Source organism: Paenibacillus alkalitolerans (genome assembly GCF_016482785.1).
In the GTDB taxonomy this organism is placed as follows: Bacteria; Bacillota; Bacilli; order Paenibacillales; family YIM-B00363; genus Paenibacillus_AE; species Paenibacillus_AE alkalitolerans.
Window position 1 is genome coordinate 368856 of record NZ_JAEMXM010000001.1, and the last position, 19993, is coordinate 388848.

Sequence of the window (19993 nt, forward strand, 5' to 3'; positions counted from 1 at the left end):
CCGTATTGAAGGAGGAAGCTTATGCCCATCCACCCCTATGGTGTGCTCAAATGTAAAGCGATCGACCGGCGTCTCGGCACCAAAGAGAACGCTCACTACCAGGTGTACGCTACCGCAAATAACGAACATTTTCGTATCGCAATCAATGTCAAGTCGCAACTGAGCCCGTCCGAGCTATTGTACTGTACGGTTGAACAATTTCAGCATTTCGTGACAGCTGAATTGCCAGCTGTACCATTTGGTTTTACACCGCTGGCAAGCAAGCCTGACGGACCGGCGCTCGATTATATCCGCAGCAATTTGTTCGATAGTCGCGACATGGTGCCGCTTGCTTTCGACATACCGGGACAAGAGAACGATCTGAACGAGAAGCTTGACTTCTACATCAAGCGCGCGATGGAAACGGATGATGCCGTTTTGTACGCATTCGGGGAAAGGTGGGGACCCGAACCCGGCAAGAAGGACAAAATTTTCGGATTCGACCCCGGCAACGGCATTCACAATATTCATATGAATCAAGGCAACAGCGACAGGTTTACGAAAGATGACGGCGTCTACCAAGACGGGGGGCTGTTGATTCATTTCCCGTCGGAAGACAGGTGGATCGCGGTATTTCTCGCATTTCAGTCCCAATCTTGGCATACCGACGATCAGACAGGACGTGCAATTGCCGGTCCCGATGAAGATACAGTTCCGGATACCGGTGCGAGGCCGTTTCCAGTGGAAGGCGGCATTCGAATCGCCGGAGCCATCGTTATACCTGAGGGTGACGGCAACGAAACGGTTACGCTGCTGAATGCTTCCAACCGGGACGTAGACCTGACAGGATGGGCAATTGCCAATAAGGTGAAGCAGAGATACAAACTGCAGGGCTTCATCCAACCCGGACAGTTTATGTCTATCCCTATAATTGGGCAGAGTTCGGGATTCCTCCGAAACAAGGGGGATATTATCACCCTACTCGACCAACGCGGCCTGAAAGTCGATGGAGTCTCTTATACGAAGCACCAGGTAAAACCAGGCTGGACAGTACTCTTTTGAGATCATACAAATAAGAGAGCTGCCTTCCGGTAATCACATACACTATGCTCGTACATACGATTTTTTTGGATCAAACACGAACAACCGAACCTAATTAAGGATCGGTTGTTTCGTTTACCATAAAAATAAAAATCCCGCTGAACCGATCAGCGGGACCGTATTTTACTCTGGCCAGTCATTCTTAACTACGTCACTAATCCAAATATACATCGCTCCTACGAGGAGAGCACCGAGCCCAACGATCCCAAAAACGATATACCAGACCATTTCACCGCCCCATTATCCTTGATTTGGATTTAGCATTTACATCCCGGTGCACTTTCCTTTTCAAATATCCATGGTTTGTTGTATTCCGAATCTAGTGTGAAAAGACGTCATAATTCTAATGTTAAGACATCATTCTTAAGAGTTATGTTTCCATCATTCGTATGACTACTTAAATATACCTCAATATTGTTATTCTATAAGTTTCGTATAATTTTTCAATAGTCACGTAATAACTTTCTCATTCTCTGACATTCTTTATCCTCCCTAAGCCAACTTGCTGGTTTTGCCGGCGACGTTGGCACTACCCGTCTAAGCTAGTTCTTTCCCCGCTTTACGCACTAGCGCAAAGATCGTCAACTCCACAATTACAGACAGTACAATGAGCAGAATGTACAGTGCGTACCATTCACTTTCAAAGTTCATTGAAAAAGGAATCGCAAACAGCATCAAACCGCAAACCGCCAGATAAAAGCGCCACCTCAATTTGGCTGATTCACGCAAGCTGCCGTTTCCTGCAAATTTCGCAAGCGTACCGATCCCTCTGCAGATAAAGAACACCAGGAACAACTTAAGGAGCCCCTCCAATACAGATAAGAGCATCATGAAACCGGGCTCCACCGAAATCACTACCCCTGGTCTTGCAGGAATGTAAACACTTGGGGCTGACACGAAAATGAGGAATATCGCGATACATTTTGCCGTACGGAAATCATTATGTTTCTCCTCCTCCAACGCGCTCAAGGCTGCTGCCGCCATGAAATAACCGATGAAGTCGGCCAGCAAATCGATGGATTGGATGCGAAAGTCCAGTATGGTTAACAAGAGACCCCAAGCCAGTTTATTGTAATGACGCGCCAATGTGATGAGCCCCCTCTATTTCGAATCCCGAACCAACTTCTTGATTACCCGTTCATCCGGATATGGGTCGGAATGAATCGGGATCGTGCTTACCTCCCTATCTCCCTCCGGAAGCTCAAGCTCCATACGAATATCCAATTTATAAAATGTAGTCGGGGTCACGCCAACATTTTAACGAAAGTATACGCTAAGCCTTCAGAATAGCTTAGGATATTATCTTACTCTTAGACTGAAACGTGTGTCTCCCGAAGTATAAGCCGAAAGCTTGCTAGTATCACATAGAACTGCTGCGTCCAGGGAAATAGGAGACCAAAGTCATTATTCCCTTTTTTCAAGGGCTTAGCGGTGGTCATTAGGTGTTTTCAAAACGTAGATGATAGCTACTCCTACTGTGGAGTTGTATTATTATGTCTCGAATAGCATGCTTTTCGAAAGTTGAGAAGAACAACTTTATAAAAACCAGCGGTGTTGGAAGTTCGGAGTGGCTGAATTAAAATCGGACAGCGACTCGCTGCCGCCGAAGAAGAAAATACCAAGCGTTGCTCGACAAACGGCGCAACAAGGAATGCCCCTACACCTCTAACGCAAAAGAAACGGCCTGCTCTCTCGTCATTCCTCTTCCAATCGCAATGGCCTCGTTAAACGGCGCATCGCCGCATTCTAGCCTGCAGGTTCGTTTCGCCTGCTCGTAAATCCATTGAAACTGGGGCTGGGCCGCGGAGCCAAGATTGGCTCGTAATTTCTCGGAGACTCCGATCAGCGTAGCGGCCGCCCGGTATTCTCCCAGCCCGCACAACGCGCTTGCAAGCCCCTCGACTCCTCGCGCGAGGAACCACGTTCCCGGATACGTTTGGCAGATGGCGATGCCTCTCTTGAAAAGTGCCAACGCTTCTCTGGGTTTCTGCCGGTTTAACGCAATATATCCCAAGGCCCGAAAAGGTCCCGACAACTCCAAGTCGTCTTTTGCTTTCTCGAATAGCGTGGCACTTTCGACGAGCAAGGGTTCCGCCCGTTCCCACTGCTGCTGCGCCACCAGGATGTAACTCAGAGAACCTAAGGATGACGCAAGGCTCCAATCGTCACCTGAATTCCTGGCATGCAGCACGCTCTCTTCTGCTAGCCGAATCGCTTCGTCCGTCAAGCCCGAATGCGATGCCAGCTGAGTAAGCATGCGAAGCTGAGATGCCAGGAGCGCCGGATGACCGAGCTTGCGAGCTTCATCCGCGCTTTGTCTGGCCAGGTCTTCGGCTTCCTGGACTTCTCCCATGACCCACAGCAACACGCTAAGACCATGCTTCGCTTTTACCGCGTGTTCTTGAACGGAAGTTTGACTGTGCGTCGCCAGAGCCGCACGCAGCTGCGCGGATCCTTCCTGCAAGGTCCCTTCATGCAGCCAGTAATAATAGAGGCAGGACGCCATTCGTATTGCAGCTTCCGCCCGCGGATGATCGCAGGCTAGTTTCAGCGCGGAGCGAATGTTGGCGTATTCCCGCCGAATCGCCACGAATGCGGCATCCCGGTCTCGACTGCGGAACCCCCGTTCCGCTCTTTCTACGAATCGACAGTAGTGCTCGACGAAGCGGCGGATCATCCGTTCGCGTTCCTCGCCGGTGCAGTGCCTCTCCCATTGTTCGCTTCCAAATTGTTTAATCGTCTCGAGCATCGCATATCTGCGCCTAGGTCCGCTACTCGCCAAATCAACAGATAGGAACGATTTATTGAATAGGCTAGCAACCAAGCTTAAGGCCTCCTGACGATCGAACCGTCCGAGCGAGGGGTTCGATTCCTCATCCACGCAGATCTGTTCGACCGCTTCCAGCTCGAATCCCCCGGTAAAAGCAATCAGCTTCCGCAGCAGCTGCCGCTCTTGCTCCGTGAGCAGGGCGAAGCTCCATTCCAGGGTGGCTCGAAGCGATTGATGACGGGGTGCGGCCGTTCGCTTCCCGGCTGTAAGGACGGCGAACATATCGGACAGCCGTTCGTCGAGTTGCTCGATGCTGAGCACGTTCGTCCGGGCGGCTGCCAGCTCGATGGACAGCGGGATGCCCTCCAGACGTTTGCAGATTCGCCCGACGATCTTCACGTCCGCTTCCGATACGCGGAAGGAGGGAGACACGGCGGTCGCGCGCTCGATAAACAGCTGAACGGACTCGCGGGACAGAATGGCGTCATCTGACGCATGATCCCGCAGCTCATTCTCCGTGGGGAACGTGAGCGGCGGAATCCTCCATACGCGCTCCATGCCGATGTTCAACGGCTCCTGGCTGGTGGCCAAAATAACGACCCTAGGGGAGGCCGACAACAACCGCTCGATGAGAGAAGAGCAGAAATCGATCAAGTGCTCGCAGTTGTCGAACACGAGAAGCATGCATTTGTTCCGGATATGGTTGAGCAAGGACTCGATAAGCGGCCTTTCCTTCTGTTCCTTGACGCCCAATACCGACGTGATGATTCTCAGCGCCGAGAGCGTATCCATCGCCGAAGCGAGCTCGAACAGCCACACGCCGTCGGGATAAGAAAGGCAGGCGTCCGATGCGACCTTATACGCCAGGCGCGTCTTGCCACTTCCCCCGGCACCCGCGAGCGTGACGAGGGGGGAATCGGCAAGATGTTGCCGAATCTCCCAGACCTGTTCGAGGCGGCCGATAAATGAGGACATTCTGCTTGGTAGATTCGTTGCTCCATATGGTGCGGTAGCACTTCGCGGCGATTCATCGGTCCTGTGTGCCGGCAAACCTGCCGATCGGATTCCGGAGTGAACGTCAGCCTCTCTACCCGCAGAAGCAGCTGCGAGAATCGCCTCGAACCATTGTTCGTCAAAAAGGGGATACATCCGGTTGTTTCCTGACCTGTCGTCATGGAATCGACGGACCGTCTCCCAAAGCAACTGAGCCTCCGCGCGCTCGGAACCGCGAAGAAACTTTTGTTCAACGACAAAAAGTTGAATCAGCAATTGCAGATTATGAGCGCTCGGCAGCCGTTCGCCATTTTCCCACTGCTGAATCGTCCTTATCTCCACCCCGATCCGCTTGGACAGATCGATCTGCCGCAGCTTCGCCCTTACGGCCGGGCCCGGTCTCTGCCGCAGTTTGCGAATCATCTCTTCCGGCCATATCCGTTCCGTTTGATTACCTGCCATTTATTCTCCTCCCGATAACACGAACTTACACGAACTTACACGAACTCTTCGTACGAACTCGCCTGCATTCTTAGCATAGACGTCATCGTGCTAAGATTCAATCATACCGAACACGCCGAGTAAGCGTGAGGAAAAGACTAAAGGAAAACGAGAAGGAGGAATGCGGCATGCCATTCGTACGCATCGCATTGATGAAGGGCAAATCGGCGGAGTATCAAAAGAATGATGTTCCCACGCTATTTGGTTGATTTCGATGTGCAGAAGCTCCCTCGCGTCCGGACGGATGTGATCGTACGGCAAGAGTCACTGACTGGGCGTAACGGCCTGAACTTACCGGGTGCCACCTGGTTGCTCTGTTGCCATGTGTAGTCGCCAGTCAGGTTGATGTGCTCCCATCCGAGTGGTGATAGGTGTTGTAATAGGTTGTCATTAATCGACCGTCCGCGTGCTCTTAACGACTGTATCGCCCGCTTACGCCGGCCCTCTTTCGTCAATTGCACGGGGGTAAAGATAACCGAAAGGCGACCTTTTGAAAGTGGGTGAACGAAACCATGTCCAAAACCGTAATCATGAAATTAAATGGCGGCCCTTATGTCATAAAAGGAGAGTTTGAAGTTGTAGACGGGAATGGAGCCGCTTTCGCTACAGGCGATGCGGTTGCCCTTTGCCGCGTACAGGGCTGCTCCGAGCGCAGAGGTAGCTAAATGGATATTGAAAGGTTTAATAAACAAATAGAGTTCATTGTAGAAATTGACAAAGTGAAACAAATACTTAGGAACACTATTCTAATGGATGCTTCAAGGAAAGAGAATGATGCTGAACATACATGGCATATGGCTGTAGGAGCTATGATATTGTCTGAATATGCCAATGAAAGTAATTTGGATATGTTAAAGGTCTTTAAGATGATTTTGCTCCATGATATTGTGGAAATTGATGCTGGAGATACATTTGCTTATGGTAATGTGAACTGGCAGGAAACAGCTGAAAAAGAAAAAAAAGCCGCAGAAAGAATATTTGGAATATTACCAAATGACCAAGCTAATCAGTTAAAGGAAATCTGGAATGAATATGAAGAAGCAGAAACTCCTGAAGCAAAATTTGCCCAAGCAATGGACAGCTTTATGCCTATCCTCCATAACTATAGAACTAGTGGCCTACAATGGAAAAAGTTAGGTGTCACAAGAGAAAAAGTATTATCAAGAAATAGAAGAATTGAGAACGGTTCTACCATCCTGTGGAGTTATATTGAAAATATTGTTAATGATGCAGTTGAGAAGGGTTTTTTGGAGCCATAAAAAATGTAGAATATCTTTTAGCTTGCGGAAAAGACGGTTTCAACGATCAAACCATACGATTATTACGGAAGCGAGGGAATGTACATGTTATACGAGCTGCGCATTTATACGATTCATGAAGGGAGAATGGATGCGATTCAGCAGCGATTCGAGCGGCACACGCTCGGTATTTTCGAGCGGCTGGATATAAAAGTGGCCGATTTCTGGATCGATCAGACTGGGCATCCGAAGCTGTATTACGTGATGGAATACAAGAATATGGAAGATCGGCAGCTGAAGTGGGGCACGTTTGTGCAAGATCCGGAATGGGTCGAGGTGAAGCGCAAGTCCGAGGAAAGCGGTCCGATCGTAGCGAAGATAGAGGAAATATTTATGAAACGGGCCGAATTTTTTATGCGTTAACGTCGCTTGCCCTAGCAGTGGATATATTTGAACGAAGCCCAGCGGCAAAGGCTAGCCGCCGGGCTTCGTTTCATTTAAGCTCCCTTTCGACAGCAATTGTTAGATTAATCACCGTCTTGCGCGGCTTGCTCCGCTTCATGAAGTTCCGCTCGCTCCGACCGGGCGATGAAGACCAGGGTTCCCAGCACTCCGCATACCGCAGCGCCGATCAGGAGCACCGCGATTTTCGTGAAAGGGGGATTAATATCTGTCCGGCATCGCCGCAAGAAAACAATGCTTGGCGAAGATAAATGTTTGTCTCCTTTACAGGGAACAGACAGGAAGAAACTAACATGTTTTTCTTATTCAACGGTGTGTTCTCAAATTCCTTGCTATCTAAATATCGGAACCAAGCCAAGTAATTTTGCAGATACTTAGTTGCCACACCGTTGAAGCGGTCTATCCAGCGTTTTAATCCTCTATGATAACTGTCCACATTGTGGTAAATGCCTTTTACACGCTGTTTCCCATCGGTTTTGAACCGATATTGAGACAAGCCCTTTTCGTTAGCAAAGGAACTTGAGGCTCTCCACGAACACACCGCGCATATCAGACTGTTAACCACCGTCAACGTCTTTGCCTCCGTGCCAAGACTTCAACAGCATCCCCTCATAAAAAAAATTCTAAAAAAGGATATTGACCGCATTGTTCATATCAGTTTAATAAATAAAGCCAAGGCTAATCTCGCACCCTGGCTTTGTTTTGTCTACAATTGCAAACAACATGATAGAACTTTATTTTCCCACGAAAGAACTCTAATTTCCATGAAAGGACTTTATTTTCCGCGAAAGATCTTTATTTTCCCTGATCAGCGAGAACTTTGTTATATGAATTGCGGGTTTATCATATTCACCCTGGCAAGATGAAGGCGATCCAGGACCGGTTCCGGGACCATGTCCTTGCTTTGTTCGCGAAGCATGGCATGAACGTAACGCAGTTCTGGGAAGACTGGGACGAAAGCGAGAATCGGCTATACTATCTCGTCGAGCATGAAGACATGGACGCGCGCAACTTGAACTACGACCGCTTCCGCAGCGATCCGGAATGGTTGGCGATCAAACAGGTGTCCGAGCTTGACGGTCCGCTCGTGGCGAAGCTGGAAAGCCTGTTCATGAAGAACGCGGCCTTCTTCACGGCCATGTCATGAAATGAAGTCCCAATCAACGATGGCGCGCACTGCTTGACGACCATTCTGCCGCCGTATACGCCAACGATACGTCCAACGTGACCGATTCATAACGAACCGCAGCGGGGTACGCTGCAAGCCAAGAGCCGGAAGCTGTTCGCAGCGTTCCGGCTCTTCCCTTTGGTCGGCTTCGCGATGAAGCGCGACAAGCCGTCATGCGGCGCCTGCGTTTGTTTTTTTCTAGCGCCGCTGCATGCCGCCCGCCTTGCTTCTGATCCAGTCGATCAGGAGAAGCGACAGCGGAATGAGGCTCTGCATGATCAAGCCGAGGGCCGGGTAGATCAAGACGAGATACGCGTGGAGTTCGCCGCTGTTATGGAAGATCCAGGCCGAGCCGATCGCCGACAGCAGCGTGGGCGGGGCGATGAGCTCGCGGTAATTCCGGATGCGGAACAATTGGCTGACGCTTAGACACAGAATGAAGAGCGATACCGACACTTTAACGAAATTGCCCATAACCCACAGCGCGACGGCAATCGCTTCCAGCCGCTCGAACGAGCCTTCGATGCCGATATATTGGATGACGACCAGGAACGAATAGTTCAGTTTGCCCGTCAACTGATGATCTGGGTGTTAATGTCGTTCTTCCTTCAGCTCCTTCCGCGTTATGCATATAACAAGACAAGACTGAGATTTGTGACATCGGATCCAAAAATAACTTCGCCCATTAAAAACAGCTCAAGGTATTGTACTAGAGCTGGTTTTTGTTGTCTCGAAAAGCATGCTTTTCGAAACGCTATAAATCCCCCCTATTCTCGCGTCTCAAAAAATACTAAAATGAATTTAGAAACGTATCAATTTAGTACCATACTTTTTGAAACGATTTTTAGGGGAGTGGATCGTTTGAAGCTGGCATATGGTCGGGTATCGGCTAAAGACCAAAATCCGGAACGTCAACTGATCAAGTTCCGGCAGTTAGGTGTTGATGATAGATATGTATTTGTAGATAAGCAGAGTGGCAAGGATTTCGAGAGGCCACGCTATCAGGCTATGCGGATGATGCTCCGGGAAGGTGACCTGGTTTATATGGATGCGCTGGATCGCTTAGGACGTGATTACGATGGAATTGTAACGGAATGGAAATACATCACGCGTGAAATAAACGCTGATATTGTGTGCCTGGAAAATGAAGCATTGTTTGACAGCCGTAAGTTCAAAACGATGGGAGACATCGGTAAGCTGTTGGAGGATCAATTTCTAAGCATGCTGGCTTACGTGGCCGAGCAGGAACGAAAAAAGAATCGGCAGCGACAATCGGAGGGAATCGAAGTTGCGCGGGCGGCTGGAGTAAGGTTCGGCAGGCCAAAGCAGGAAATTGATGATGGTTTTATTCGGGTTTATTCAGATTGGAAAAAGGGGCGCATAACGGCTACGGAAGCGATGCGACAGCTCAGTATGAAAAAGCCGACCTTTTACCGGCGCGTGAAGGAGTATGAGCAACTGGAGGATAACAGACGATGTACGCGAGAGTAAGGGAACTGCTGACTCCAGAGGAACGGCTGCAATATTTGCAAATACCGCCTGATCTAGGCGAATGGGAATTGGGCACCTATTTCACATTAACCCAGCATGATCTTGAAATCATCCAGCAACGGCGAAGAGAATATAATCGACTCGGCTTTACCGTGCAGCTGTGCGTACTTCGTTATCTCGGCTGGACGTTTTCTGATATAAAGGAAGTGCCAGTTCAAGTTCTTCGTTATATTGCAAAGCAAATCCATGCCGATGTGGAGTCTTTTGCATCTTACGGCGAACGGGAAGCCACCAAATACGAGCATCTGGAGGAAATCCGGAAGGAATATGGCTACCAGACATTTACAATGGGCGAGTATCGTTCTTTGTGCAAACATCTTTTTAACCACGCAATGGCAAACGGCAATCCCTTACACCTGATTCAGCTCGCACTCGAAGATTTGCGTAAGCGTAAAATTATTCTTCCTTCAATGGCCACGATTGAAAGAGTAGTTTGGGAAACTCGCAAACGGACAGAAGAAAAAATATTCAAGCTGCTCAGCAGTTCACTGACAGAATTACAAATTGCCAAGCTGGACCGCGTCTTAGCCACCATGCCGGAAAGTAGCAAAACCTATTTGGCATGGTTAAGGGAAATTCCAGGTACCAGCTCTCCGGATTCTTTTTTGAAGGTGATTGAAAAGCTTGAATACATACGGGATTTACAGCTGCAAGTCGATACGAATGGCATCCATCCGAACCGGCTACGGCAGCTTTCAAAAATCGGTTCACGTTACGAACCTCATTCCTTCCGCCGTTTTAATGATCCGAAAAAGTACGCGATTTTAGTAGCGTACCTATTGGAACTGATTCAGGATTTGACAGACCTGGCTTTCGAGATTCATGATCGGCAGATCATGATACTGCTTTCCAAAGGGAGAAAAGCCCAAGAGGAACTTCAAAAACAAAACGGTAAATCGATTAACGAAAAGGTTGTTCATTTTGCCGATCTTGGGGCCGCTCTTATTAAGGCCCGAAGTGAAGGTACTGATCCGTTTGTTGCGCTTGATGCCGTTATGCCGTGGGATCAGATCGTCGCATCCGTGGAAGAAGCTAAACGGCTGGCGCGGCCCGTAGATTACGACTATTTGGACTTGCTGGAAAAGAAATTCTATGCGCTCCGGAAATATACGCCAACGCTGTTAAAATCGCTAGAATTTCGCTCAACTAAGTCAGCTGAGCCACTACTGAAAGCGGTCGATATCATCCGGGATATGAACGAAACGGGAAAGCGAAAGGTTCCGGAAGGCGCACCGCTGAACTTCGTTTCGAATCGCTGGCAAAAGCACGTTTACGACGAGGATGGAACGATCAACCGGCATTACTACGAAATGGCTGTCCTGACAGAGCTGCGGAATTACGTTCGTTCCGGGGACGTATCCATTGTCGGAAGCCGTCAGCATAAGGATTTCGAGGAATACCTTGTACCGAAAGCTGATTGGATTGGCATCGATCCAACCGCTACAAAGCTTGCTGTTAGCTTGTCCGCAAAGGAATATCTTGAAGAACGGACTGAATCACTTCTTCAAAGATTAAACTGGGTTTCGGACCACATCGACGAGCTGGATGGCGTTAATTTGGAGAACGGGAAATTGCACATCGAGCGATTGGAGAAAGATGTTCCTGATGAATCCAGGAATTTCAGCCTTTCCCTCTATGAGTTGCTGCCACGAATCAAGCTAACGGATCTGCTCATGGAAGTAGCCAACTGGACGAATTTTCATGAGCAGTTCATTCACGCTTCCAGTAACCGCGCTCCGAACGAGGAAGAAACGACAATCCTTATGGCTACTCTTATGGCAATGGGAACGAACATAGGGCTTACAAAGATGGCTGAAGCCACGCCGAGCATTTCATATCGGCAAATGGCCAATACAGCACAATGGCGGTTGTACGAAGACGCAATGAATATAGCGCAGGCTGTTCTTGTTAATTTTCATCACAAGCTGGCGCTGCCTTCATATTGGGGGAACGGCACGACCTCATCATCTGATGGAATGCGCGTCCAGATCGGAGTTTCGGCGCTTCACGCAGATGCTAATCCTCACTACGGGACCGGAAAAGGAGCTACGATTTATCGCTTCGTGAGCGACCAATTCTCCACGTTTTACACGAAAGTCATCAATACGAACGCTCGGGATGCCGTACACGTCATCGACGGTTTGCTCCATCATGAAACGGACTTGTCCATCGAGGAGCATTATACGGATACAGCTGGTTACACAGATCAAGTCTTTGGTTTAACGCATCTACTTGGATTTCGCTTTGCGCCGCGCTTACGCGACTTGGCTGATTCCAAGCTCTACGCTATCGGAAAGCCTTCCGATTTTCCTAAATTGGAGAAGCTGCTGCGCGGACAGATTAATACAAAGATCATTCAGGAAAACTACGATGATGTTCTCCGGCTGGCTCACTCCATCCGGGAAGGCACCGTTTCAGCATCACTCATTATGGGGAAAATCGGCTCCTATGCAAGACAAAACAGCTTGGCTACCGCGCTGCGAGAAATGGGACGTATCGAGAAAACGATCTTCATTCTGGATTACCTTTCAAGCGAGGCGCTGCGACGAAAAATCCATCGTGGGTTGAACAAAGGGGAAGCCATGAATGCATTGGCCAGAGCGATCTTCTTCGGCAAACATGGCGAACTGCGAGAACGGGCGCTACAAGACCAGCTCCAACGGGCGAGTGCGTTGAACATTATCATCAATGCAATTAGCGTTTGGAATACGGTCTATCTCCAGCAAGCAACAGAACACCGCAAAAAGCAAGGAAAGCTTCAGGAAGAACTACTAAACCATATTTCTCCACTCGGATGGGAGCACATCAATTTCTTAGGCGAATACAAATTCAATTTTAAGCAGAATACGTCTCTCAATTCATTACGACCGCTGAAACAACAGGAAGCTGAATGACCGGTTGGTCCGGGCTATGTCACCCGGACTATTGGGCTTAGAGTAAGAAAAAACGCTGAGCCGGCCACATCCGAAGGCTTAGCGTATATTTTCGTTAAAATGTTGGCGGGACCCCTAGTCGAGAAGCGGTTATCCCATGCATATCTCAAATACACCGTGTCATTCTTCTTCAGTAGGATCGGAAAGGGGATATCCTTAACCTCAGCGCTGTTATACCCGGGTACAGTCAGCTCCAACTGCAGAATATCGGTCAACAGTTGCTGAAAATGGTGAGCGATCCCAGTAACCATTACATCCTCTAAAGCCCGTTGCGAATAAAATCCAGTGCCGTCGCTGGATCCGCCGCCGGATTGAAATTCTAACTTACGGCTCCAATTCATCGGTGACCGGAGATGGATTTCGCCAATGTCCACACTCTCACTGGTCCCGTCCGTGTAGTAGACGTTAATATGGGTAATGACCACATCGCCTTTCTCCCGCCACGCTTCTTGTGACCCCTCGTGGAACGCGACGTTAAATTCTTTCAACACCTGATGAGTATATTCGGATTTCAGATGCCCGAGCGTGGTGATCCGTGCGTCTGGAGCTTCCGGAAGTTCAATGTGGGATACATCAATATCGAGAGTCTTATTTGCCAGATAATAAATTCCGAACGTCTGTCCGTTCAAGACGGTAATATCATAGTAGTGTTTCATGAAAAGCGGCTTTGACAATTGAAGCTGCTGATAGTACACCAAGTTGCCGACCCACGATAACACAATGAGCACTGAGCTAAGCACCAACACATGTAGTTTCACGATTCAATCCCTTTCTGCCGGGGAATTCGGGATTATCCGTTTATTGAATTAGACCGCTTGAAGATCGTAAAAGTTCCTTGAGTTTTCCTAATAATTTACCGGGTATGTCCGGCGACCATCGAACTATACGTGCAACATGAAAGAAGCGATAGATTCAATCCATCGCTTCGTTATCGTATCCATTCAATTCAATAAGCTCTGTGTTCAACCTCTCTTTGGCCGTGCACTCATAACATCATGCCTGTGCCGGCCGCAATACATTCAAGGGGATCAGCTGCAGTATGTACGGGAATCCTGGTTTCCATGCAAAGGCGTTCGTTAATTCCCTCCAGTAAAGCACAGCCCCCACAGAGCAAAATCCCCTGCTCAATCACATCGCCAGCTAGTTCCGGCGGGCACAATTCCACCGTCGCACTAATAGCTTGTACCAGCGTCTTTATGAAATCATCCACAATTGTGAAAATTTCACCGGACGTTATCGTAATCGAACGGGGCAACCCATCAACCATGTCACGTCCCCGAATCTCTAGAGAACGTTCTTCTGCAGAGGCGTTGGCCGTTCCGATTTGTTTCTTAATATTTTCAGCCGTTCGCTCTCCGATTTCTACGTTATACTTGCGTTTCACATAATCCATAATGTCTCGGTCTATAGAAATTCCCGCCCGGTTCAGCGTATTGCTTGCCACAATGCCGCCTAGTGAAATGATTGCGACTTGACAGTTACCTCCGCCAATATCCAGCACTAAATGACCAATCGGCTCGTTAATCGGCAATCCTGCACCGACCGCGGCGGCTACCGGTTCTTCCACTGCAATTGCCTTTTTTGCTCCTTTATGAACAATCGTTTCCATTATCGCACGCTTTTGTACATTGGTAATACCGCAAGGCATGGAAATGTACACTTTGGAGCCTCGCAACAACGACGAACGACCTTGGATTTTTTTCATAAAATAATCAAGCATATTGGTGGTCATATCGAAATTAGCGATGACGCCGTTCATCAAAGGATAGTTGATTTCCACATGGGCGGGAGCTCGTCCAATCATCGCTTGCGCTTGCGTGCCGACAGCCAGTATTCCACCGCTATTCTGATCAATAGCGACTACGGATGGTTCGTTCAGTACGATACCTTTACCCCGCTCAAAGATAACTGTGTTTGATGTCCCCAAGTCAATACCGTAAACCTTTTCAAATCTCTTTAACATTGAACCTCTCCTCCTTAGTTCAAAAACCATTGCTTAAAGGTCGATCGGAAGGATATTCAACATTATTCGACAGATATAGATGATATAAGGGGGTACTTCCGTTATTGTTGTTTAATAACAATTAATGTTAATTGTATTCCGCCGCCAGCATGACTCCTTCCAGCGGTGAGAATAGAAAAAGCCATGAGGTTATCCTCATGGCTTGCATAGAATAATTGGAAAATAACGCCGTGATCCGTCACGCTTTCCCTTCCCACTGCTCCATCCGGTCCCGATCGACCAATCGGATCCCGTATACGCCTCCGGCTATCTTCCCTGCGGTCGATTCGAACTTCACTTCCACGTTCCGTTTCCCGCTAGTCAGCTCGATCGGGATATCGTAGAGCATGTCGAAGAGTTGGTCCGGATTCTCGGCCTTCAGCTGCTGGCGTGCGATCACCTTCCCGTCGACCAGAATCTCAAAGTCCCGTTCCATTCGGACACCGTCGACATGGGCAACGCCGTCGCTGCCGAAGTACGTTACCTGTAGAGCCATCGGCTTGTCCGGCATGACCGCCATCCGATAACGGAAATAGCCGCCGTTTACCGCATCTCGATAACCTTTCTGGGCGTGAACGGAATAGCCGGATCTCGACTCTTGAGATTGAATATCATGCTCGACTTCGGATTGTTGTTCATGCGGGCTCACGACATCAACCGTTATTGCGTTGAGCCGCTCCCGCTCCGCTTTCTCGTGATCCGTATAACGCTCGTATTCTTGCTTGTTCATTAGCTTCCAATAGATCGTGTACCGCTGATGATGCAGGGCATAGAACGGGATCAGCGTCACGCGCGAACTGCCGGGCTCGCCGATGGGATCCGTGACGAACGTCAGAACTGAACCTTCCACGGGTATGATCCATTTCTTGATATCCGGTTCATCCGTAACCAGTACCGGAACGTCGATCAACGGGTGATGATGCAGCTTGAGGTGGTTGTCGACGATATCGTTTTCCGGAAACCGGTCTCTCCCAAGTGCGCCGGCGAGTACGACGGGGCCGTACATGAAGCCGACTTTCTGCTCGTCGTCCTTCGCCCGGTAAATGTGCAGATCCATCGGGAGCGTTACTTCGATCGTATCGCCGGCATTCCAGTTGCGCTCGATTTCCAAATAATCGCGTCCGGAACCCGTATAGGTTTCGGAACCGCTCACGACCGCCGTCACCATGCCGGCAGCCCAATACGGAATGCGGATGCGAAGCTTGAAACGCGCGTCCTGTGCCTCTTCCAGGACGAGTCTCGTCCGGTCCGTCCGCGGAAAATCCGTTTCTTGCCTAATGACGACTTCCCTATCTTCGAAGACGGCCCTGGAACCGATGAACAGGTTCACGTATACCGCATCCTGCTGCGCATGGTAGATCTCGTGCGTATACCGGGCCGGGTTCTCCATCCCGGTGCCGGTGCAGCACCAGAACGATTGATCCGGCGAACCGTAAACTTTGAAGTGGCCCGGCTCGGTCGATACGAAATACATTTTCATGCCGGAATCCGGATCCTGGGAAGCCAAAATATGGTTGTATAAAGCGCGTTCGTAGAAATCCATATACTCGGCATCCGGCGACCAGCGGAACAGGTGGCTGGTCAGCTTCAACATGTTGTAGGTGTTGCACGTTTCCGCCGTCTCGACGCCCAGCTTCTCGGTACCTCGCGCCCTGAAGTGCTCGAAGATACTGTTGCCGCCGATGATATAGGAACGGTTCCGCGTCACCTCTTGCCAGAAAAATTCCGCGGCCTTCCGGTACGTCTCTTTTCCCGTAATCTCGTAGAGCTTGGCGGCGCCGATCACCTTCGGAATCTGCGTATTGGCATGTTTCCCCTCAAGCTCGTCTACTCCTCTGGCGAGCGGCTCCAAGATGGCTTGATGGCAGAAGCGGATCGCAAGCTCCAAATACGCGCGGTTGCCTGTAAGAAGGTAGAGATCGGCCATCGCCTCGTTCATCCCGCCATGCTCGCAGATCAGCATGCGCTGAAATTGCTCGTCCGTCAGCCGGTCGGTACCTTTCTTGGCCCAATCGGAGAGTTTAACGACCGCTTGAAGCGCTTGTTCAATCCCCGCCAGCTTATAAGCATCGATGAGACCCGCATAAATCTTGTGAATGCTGTACCAGGGCACCCAGGAGCCGCCCAGCCCGAAGTTATGGACCTCGAAGTCGCCGGTGAACACCCTGTCGAAGCAGTCGCGCGAGAATCCGCTCAAATAACCGTCCGGATCGTGCGATTGCACATAAGCAAGCTCGTCGACCGCATAGATCAGCTTCTGCAGCAGCGCTTCGTCTCCCGTCGCCGCAACCATGGCCGAGGCGGCGGACAGCCAATGCCCGACGGAATGACCGGCGATCGGGGTCGATTCCCATCCGCCGTAGCGCGGCTTCTTCGGCTGCAGGCTTGCAGCTTCGTAGCAAGGCGCAATCAGCCGGTCAACGTCCAGATGAAGCAGATAACCCTTCCCAGTTTCTTGCGATTCTTGAAAAATGCCGTCTAGCAGCGTAACTTGTACCATCCTGCACAACTCCCCGATATACACGATTTGATTATTTTATCCTCCCAGTTTATCCTTTAAAATAGCGATAAACCACGAATTAACCAAACTATTTTTTATAATATTTCACACATCGAATAGAGGGAGTTATCAATGGACAAGATCATAATGGAGCTGCCTCCGATGCCTTATTACATTACGATCGGACGAACGCAATTTAAGCAGGGCGAGCATCACCCGAATCGGCGAAATATCGGCATATTCGATTGGCTGCTCGTCGTGCGGGGCGCGTTATATATCGGCGAGGACGAGAAGCAGTGGGAGGTCGGCCAAGGCCAATCGCTTCTGCTGCTTCCCGACCGCTATCATTACGCGACGGCGCCTTGCCGAACCGAGACCGTCTTTTATTGGATCCATTTTGTTTTTCAAGGAACTTATAGCGACCATAGCGACGCCGACTTTTCGCTTCAGATCCGGCACGCGTGGGCCAACCCGTATAAGCTGAGACTCCCGCAGTATACGACGCCCCGGCAGTTCTCGAGAATCGAACGGCTCCTTGAACAGATGCTGGATTATGCGGGAGCGAGCGGGTCAGCCGCATACTGGAAGGAGCAGCAGCAGTTTATGGACCTGCTGCACTTCCTTGAAGAGGAGGAGTATGGCGATAACCCCCCCACGTCTGTCATGAGGCTGGCGGAGCGGACAGAAGAATATTTGCGCCAGCACTATCAAAGGGACCTGAAGAACGAAACGCTGGCCCAGGCGCTGCATTTCCACCCTAACTATATCGTTCGGTGCATGAAGGAAATCTATCAGTGCACGCCGATGGAATATTTGCTTAAGATTAGGCTCGAACAAGGGAAACTGCTGCTGATCAAGACGGAATGGCCGGTGGCGATCGTCGCCGAGCGCGTCGGCTTCAACTATGCGCCGTATTTCTCAAGCTGCTTTAAACGTTATATGGGCATGTCGCCGCTCGCTTTCCGAAAGCTGTACGCCGGCTAACGGTAATACCGTCTCCGGCCAACCGCAGGCCAAGAGGCGGTTCTAATGCTGACCTGGATTCCCGAAGCTCCAAGCCAGATCTCTCGCATATTCGCTTCTACTCGACGCCTTCATACTCGAACCAATCAAAGTGAGCCGGCGACGCGGATCGAGCTCCGTGGCCCGTCGTGTACATCGCTATGAGGACGCCCGTAAACCTGCCGGCGACTTCCGTGGCGACGCTGATTACGGGATTGCGATAGGTTGCCATTTGAACGGAACGCTCCTTTGTATCTTACTTTTTGGCCGTTTTGTCGTAGCGGAAATAATCGAAATCGACGAACCCGCCGATTTGCTTGGTTGCATAATTGAACAACCCGATCCGGCAGCCCATAAAATGATCCAGCGTATACTTCATTTGCAACGGACGGCCGATTTGTTCCCACTGGGTACCATCAACGGAATAGTAGAAAGAGGCGAGATCCACGCTCTCCTCGAAATTAAAATCGATCCTCAAATAAATCCGGCTGCCCTCGTATCGAATTTGCTCGACCGTTTGTTCGCCGCCGTCGCCCCCGTTGACGCACATGGCAACGTGACGTTCGCCGTTCTCCGCGACTTGGATGACGACGGTTCCGAAATGATGCTGCATGGCGACCAAGCCGGCGCGGTCGCCCGGTTTCATATGGGTGACATCCATCACCGTCATCCCGCTGCATGCCGGACCTTCCGTCCGCTGCGTTAACGTGTTGCGGGCATATTCGACACTGCGGGCCAGATAACCCGTCTCCAATCGCAGATAACCCGGCCGTGCCGTCACGGACCACAATCGATTGTCCGGGTTATGATTCCATTGCCAATTCAATGCCAATTTATTCTCGACATACTCGAACTCGTCGCTGATCACCAATGGTTTAGGCGCCGTGTTCGGCAACGGCACTTCAAAAGCCTTCGGCGCCTTGCCGTCCACGCCGAATATAGGCCAGTCGTCAGCCCAAGAAACCGGGACAACACAAGGAATTCTGCCGACGGCATCGTGATCTTGGAACAGCACGGCATACCACTCGCCTGCCGGCGTGTCGACAATGCCGCCTTGCGCGACACCGTTGTTCCGGTAGCCCATGTCGTCATCGAGCAGCAGCTTGCGCTCATACGGACCCAGAAGCTCCCGCGAACGATAAAGCAGTTGTCTGCGGCGCCGGTTTCCGGCATTCGGCCATTCGATGAAGAACAAATAATAGTAGCCGTTCAACTTATAGGCGTGGCAGCCTTCGCAGCGCAGCATGATCCCTTCTCGTTCCGTCTCGAACAGCAGTTGGTTGATGCCGCCCGGTTTTAAGGCCGTCGCGTCTGCCGCCAACTCCGTGATGCGGATATCGCCGTTGCCATGGATGACAAAGACGCGCCCTTCGTCGAACAGCAGACTCGGATCGTGATGGAGGCCTTGAATGACGAAACGTTCCCATCGTCCGTTCTCGATATCGTTCGTACGGTAAACATAGAACCGGTTCATGTCAAGGCTCGAGAAGCAGACATAGAACGTTTCCTTATGATAACGCAAGCTTGCGGCCCACGAACCTTTGCCGTAAATGCCTTTGCCGTCCAGCAAATTGTGCGCATCGTTATCTTCGAACGTATCGTATACATAGTTCACGATCTCCCAATTCATCAAGTTCTCCGACTTCATGATCGGGCATCCGGGCATCGAATGCATGCTGGTACTGACCATATAGAACGTTGTCCCCACCCGGATAACGCATAGATCCGGGACATCCGCCCAGATGATCGGGTTAGTTATGATCGTATTCATTCGTATGATTCTCCCCTTTGCG

18 protein-coding genes and 3 pseudogenes are annotated in these 19993 nt (G+C 50.2%); 9 read left to right on the plus strand and 12 right to left on the minus strand.

Features of this window, described 5'->3' with window-relative positions; all coding sequences use genetic code 11:
* Positions 1–21 precede the first annotated feature (21 nt).
* Positions 22–654 (plus strand): annotated as a pseudogene (locus tag JET16_RS29940) (DUF2278 family protein); the annotation flags it as partial.
* Between the two features lie 66 nt (positions 655–720).
* Positions 721–1041 (plus strand): lamin tail domain-containing protein, encoded by a 321-nt coding sequence (locus JET16_RS29945; RefSeq protein WP_325176610.1) that lies wholly within the window; start codon positions 721–723, stop codon positions 1039–1041.
* Positions 1042–1617: 576 nt separating this feature from the next.
* On the opposite strand, the gene JET16_RS01670 is transcribed toward JET16_RS29945, so the two are convergent.
* From JET16_RS01670 to JET16_RS01680, 3 genes and pseudogenes are all read right to left on the minus strand, one after another.
* Positions 1618–2166 carry a hypothetical protein gene (locus JET16_RS01670; RefSeq protein WP_199613858.1) on the minus strand — a complete coding sequence of 183 codons (549 nt, stop codon included), beginning with the start codon at positions 2164–2166 and terminating at the stop codon, positions 1618–1620.
* 571 nt (positions 2167–2737) lie between these two features.
* Positions 2738–5305 carry a helix-turn-helix domain-containing protein gene (locus JET16_RS01675; protein WP_199613859.1) on the minus strand — a complete coding sequence of 856 codons (2568 nt, stop codon included), beginning with the start codon at positions 5303–5305 and terminating at the stop codon, positions 2738–2740.
* Between the two features lie 308 nt (positions 5306–5613).
* Positions 5614–5778: pseudogene (locus JET16_RS01680) on the minus strand (Tn3 family transposase); the annotation flags it as partial.
* A 78-nt stretch (positions 5779–5856) separates the two neighbouring features.
* Here JET16_RS01680 and JET16_RS01685 point away from each other — a divergent pair.
* The 3 genes from JET16_RS01685 (at position 5857) to JET16_RS01695 (ending at position 7005) form a co-directional block, all read left to right on the plus strand.
* Positions 5857–6009, plus strand: coding sequence for a CDGSH iron-sulfur domain-containing protein (locus JET16_RS01685; RefSeq protein WP_199613861.1), 153 nt, complete (start codon positions 5857–5859; stop codon positions 6007–6009).
* Positions 6010–6603 (plus strand): HD domain-containing protein, encoded by a 594-nt coding sequence (locus tag JET16_RS01690; protein ID WP_199613862.1) that lies wholly within the window; start codon positions 6010–6012, stop codon positions 6601–6603.
* A 78-nt stretch (positions 6604–6681) separates the two neighbouring features.
* Positions 6682–7005 carry an NIPSNAP family protein gene (locus JET16_RS01695; protein WP_233530933.1) on the plus strand — a complete coding sequence of 108 codons (324 nt, stop codon included), beginning with the start codon at positions 6682–6684 and terminating at the stop codon, positions 7003–7005.
* Between the two features lie 375 nt (positions 7006–7380).
* On the opposite strand, the pseudogene JET16_RS31030 reads toward JET16_RS01695, so the two are convergent.
* Positions 7381–7585: pseudogene (locus tag JET16_RS31030) on the minus strand (IS1595 family transposase); the annotation flags it as partial.
* A 279-nt stretch (positions 7586–7864) separates the two neighbouring features.
* On the opposite strand from JET16_RS31030, the gene JET16_RS01705 reads away from it, so the two are divergent.
* Positions 7865–8191: an NIPSNAP family protein gene (locus JET16_RS01705; protein ID WP_199613863.1), complete on the plus strand. Its 327-nt coding sequence runs from the start codon at positions 7865–7867 to the stop codon at positions 8189–8191.
* Between the two features lie 13 nt (positions 8192–8204).
* On the opposite strand, the gene JET16_RS01710 is transcribed toward JET16_RS01705, so the two are convergent.
* Positions 8205–8387 (minus strand): hypothetical protein, encoded by a 183-nt coding sequence (locus tag JET16_RS01710; protein ID WP_199613864.1) that lies wholly within the window; start codon positions 8385–8387, stop codon positions 8205–8207.
* A 23-nt stretch (positions 8388–8410) separates the two neighbouring features.
* Positions 8411–8788: a GerAB/ArcD/ProY family transporter gene (locus JET16_RS01715; protein WP_199613865.1), complete on the minus strand. Its 378-nt coding sequence runs from the start codon at positions 8786–8788 to the stop codon at positions 8411–8413.
* Between the two features lie 285 nt (positions 8789–9073).
* On the opposite strand from JET16_RS01715, the gene JET16_RS01720 reads away from it, so the two are divergent.
* Together JET16_RS01720 and JET16_RS01725 are read left to right on the plus strand one after the other, a co-directional pair.
* Complete coding sequence (locus JET16_RS01720; RefSeq protein WP_199613866.1) at positions 9074–9703, plus strand: recombinase family protein; 630 nt, start codon at positions 9074–9076, stop codon at positions 9701–9703.
* The gene (locus JET16_RS01725; protein WP_199613867.1) at positions 9688–12657 is read left to right on the plus strand and encodes a Tn3 family transposase; all 2970 of its coding nucleotides are present in this window, start codon (positions 9688–9690) and stop codon (positions 12655–12657) included. The genes JET16_RS01720 and JET16_RS01725 overlap by 16 nt, the downstream gene beginning before the upstream one ends.
* Positions 12658–12671: 14 nt before the next feature.
* On the opposite strand, the gene JET16_RS01730 is transcribed toward JET16_RS01725, so the two are convergent.
* The 4 genes from JET16_RS01730 to JET16_RS01745 form a co-directional block, all read right to left on the minus strand.
* On the minus strand, positions 12672–13454 hold the full coding sequence (locus tag JET16_RS01730) for a hypothetical protein (protein WP_199613868.1): 783 nt from the start codon (positions 13452–13454) through the stop codon (positions 12672–12674).
* 227 nt (positions 13455–13681) lie between these two features.
* A complete protein-coding gene (gene mreB / locus JET16_RS01735; RefSeq protein WP_199613869.1) occupies positions 13682–14659 on the minus strand; it encodes a rod shape-determining protein in 978 nt (325 codons plus the stop codon).
* A gap of 101 nt (positions 14660–14760) precedes the next feature.
* Entirely contained in the window at positions 14761–14901 is a 141-nt protein-coding gene (locus JET16_RS01740) for a hypothetical protein (RefSeq protein ID WP_199613870.1), read from the minus strand.
* Positions 14898–17198, minus strand: coding sequence for a beta-L-arabinofuranosidase domain-containing protein (locus tag JET16_RS01745; protein WP_199613871.1), 2301 nt, complete (start codon positions 17196–17198; stop codon positions 14898–14900). The genes JET16_RS01740 and JET16_RS01745 overlap by 4 nt, the downstream gene beginning before the upstream one ends.
* A gap of 132 nt (positions 17199–17330) precedes the next feature.
* Here JET16_RS01745 and JET16_RS01750 point away from each other — a divergent pair, with 132 nt between their 5' ends.
* Positions 17331–18182 (plus strand): helix-turn-helix transcriptional regulator, encoded by an 852-nt coding sequence (locus tag JET16_RS01750; protein ID WP_199613872.1) that lies wholly within the window; start codon positions 17331–17333, stop codon positions 18180–18182.
* 97 nt (positions 18183–18279) lie between these two features.
* On the opposite strand, the gene JET16_RS01755 is transcribed toward JET16_RS01750, so the two are convergent.
* Together JET16_RS01755 and JET16_RS01760 are read right to left on the minus strand one after the other, a co-directional pair.
* Complete coding sequence (locus tag JET16_RS01755) at positions 18280–18432, minus strand: beta-xylosidase family glycoside hydrolase (RefSeq protein WP_199613873.1); 153 nt, start codon at positions 18430–18432, stop codon at positions 18280–18282.
* A 24-nt stretch (positions 18433–18456) separates the two neighbouring features.
* Positions 18457–19971, minus strand: coding sequence for a glycoside hydrolase family 43 protein (locus JET16_RS01760; RefSeq protein WP_199613874.1), 1515 nt, complete (start codon positions 19969–19971; stop codon positions 18457–18459).
* Positions 19972–19993 lie beyond the last annotated feature (22 nt).

Coding starts and splice junctions, on each gene's coding strand:
- JET16_RS01675 (WP_199613859.1), bottom strand. CDS start 5,305: ATGGCAGGTAATCAAACGGAACGGATATGGCCGGAAGAGATGATTCGC.
- JET16_RS01685 (WP_199613861.1), top strand. CDS start 5,857: ATGTCCAAAACCGTAATCATGAAATTAAATGGCGGCCCTTATGTCATA.
- JET16_RS01690 (WP_199613862.1), top strand. CDS start 6,010: ATGGATATTGAAAGGTTTAATAAACAAATAGAGTTCATTGTAGAAATT.
- JET16_RS01695 (WP_233530933.1), top strand. CDS start 6,682: ATGTACATGTTATACGAGCTGCGCATTTATACGATTCATGAAGGGAGA.
- JET16_RS01710 (WP_199613864.1), bottom strand. CDS start 8,387: ATGACGGCTTGTCGCGCTTCATCGCGAAGCCGACCAAAGGGAAGAGCC.
- JET16_RS01725 (WP_199613867.1), top strand. CDS start 9,688: ATGTACGCGAGAGTAAGGGAACTGCTGACTCCAGAGGAACGGCTGCAA.
- mreB (WP_199613869.1), bottom strand. CDS start 14,659: ATGTTAAAGAGATTTGAAAAGGTTTACGGTATTGACTTGGGGACATCA.
- JET16_RS01745 (WP_199613871.1), bottom strand. CDS start 17,198: ATGGTACAAGTTACGCTGCTAGACGGCATTTTTCAAGAATCGCAAGAA.
- JET16_RS01750 (WP_199613872.1), top strand. CDS start 17,331: ATGGACAAGATCATAATGGAGCTGCCTCCGATGCCTTATTACATTACG.
- JET16_RS01755 (WP_199613873.1), bottom strand. CDS start 18,432: ATGGCAACCTATCGCAATCCCGTAATCAGCGTCGCCACGGAAGTCGCC.
- JET16_RS01760 (WP_199613874.1), bottom strand. CDS start 19,971: ATGAATACGATCATAACTAACCCGATCATCTGGGCGGATGTCCCGGAT.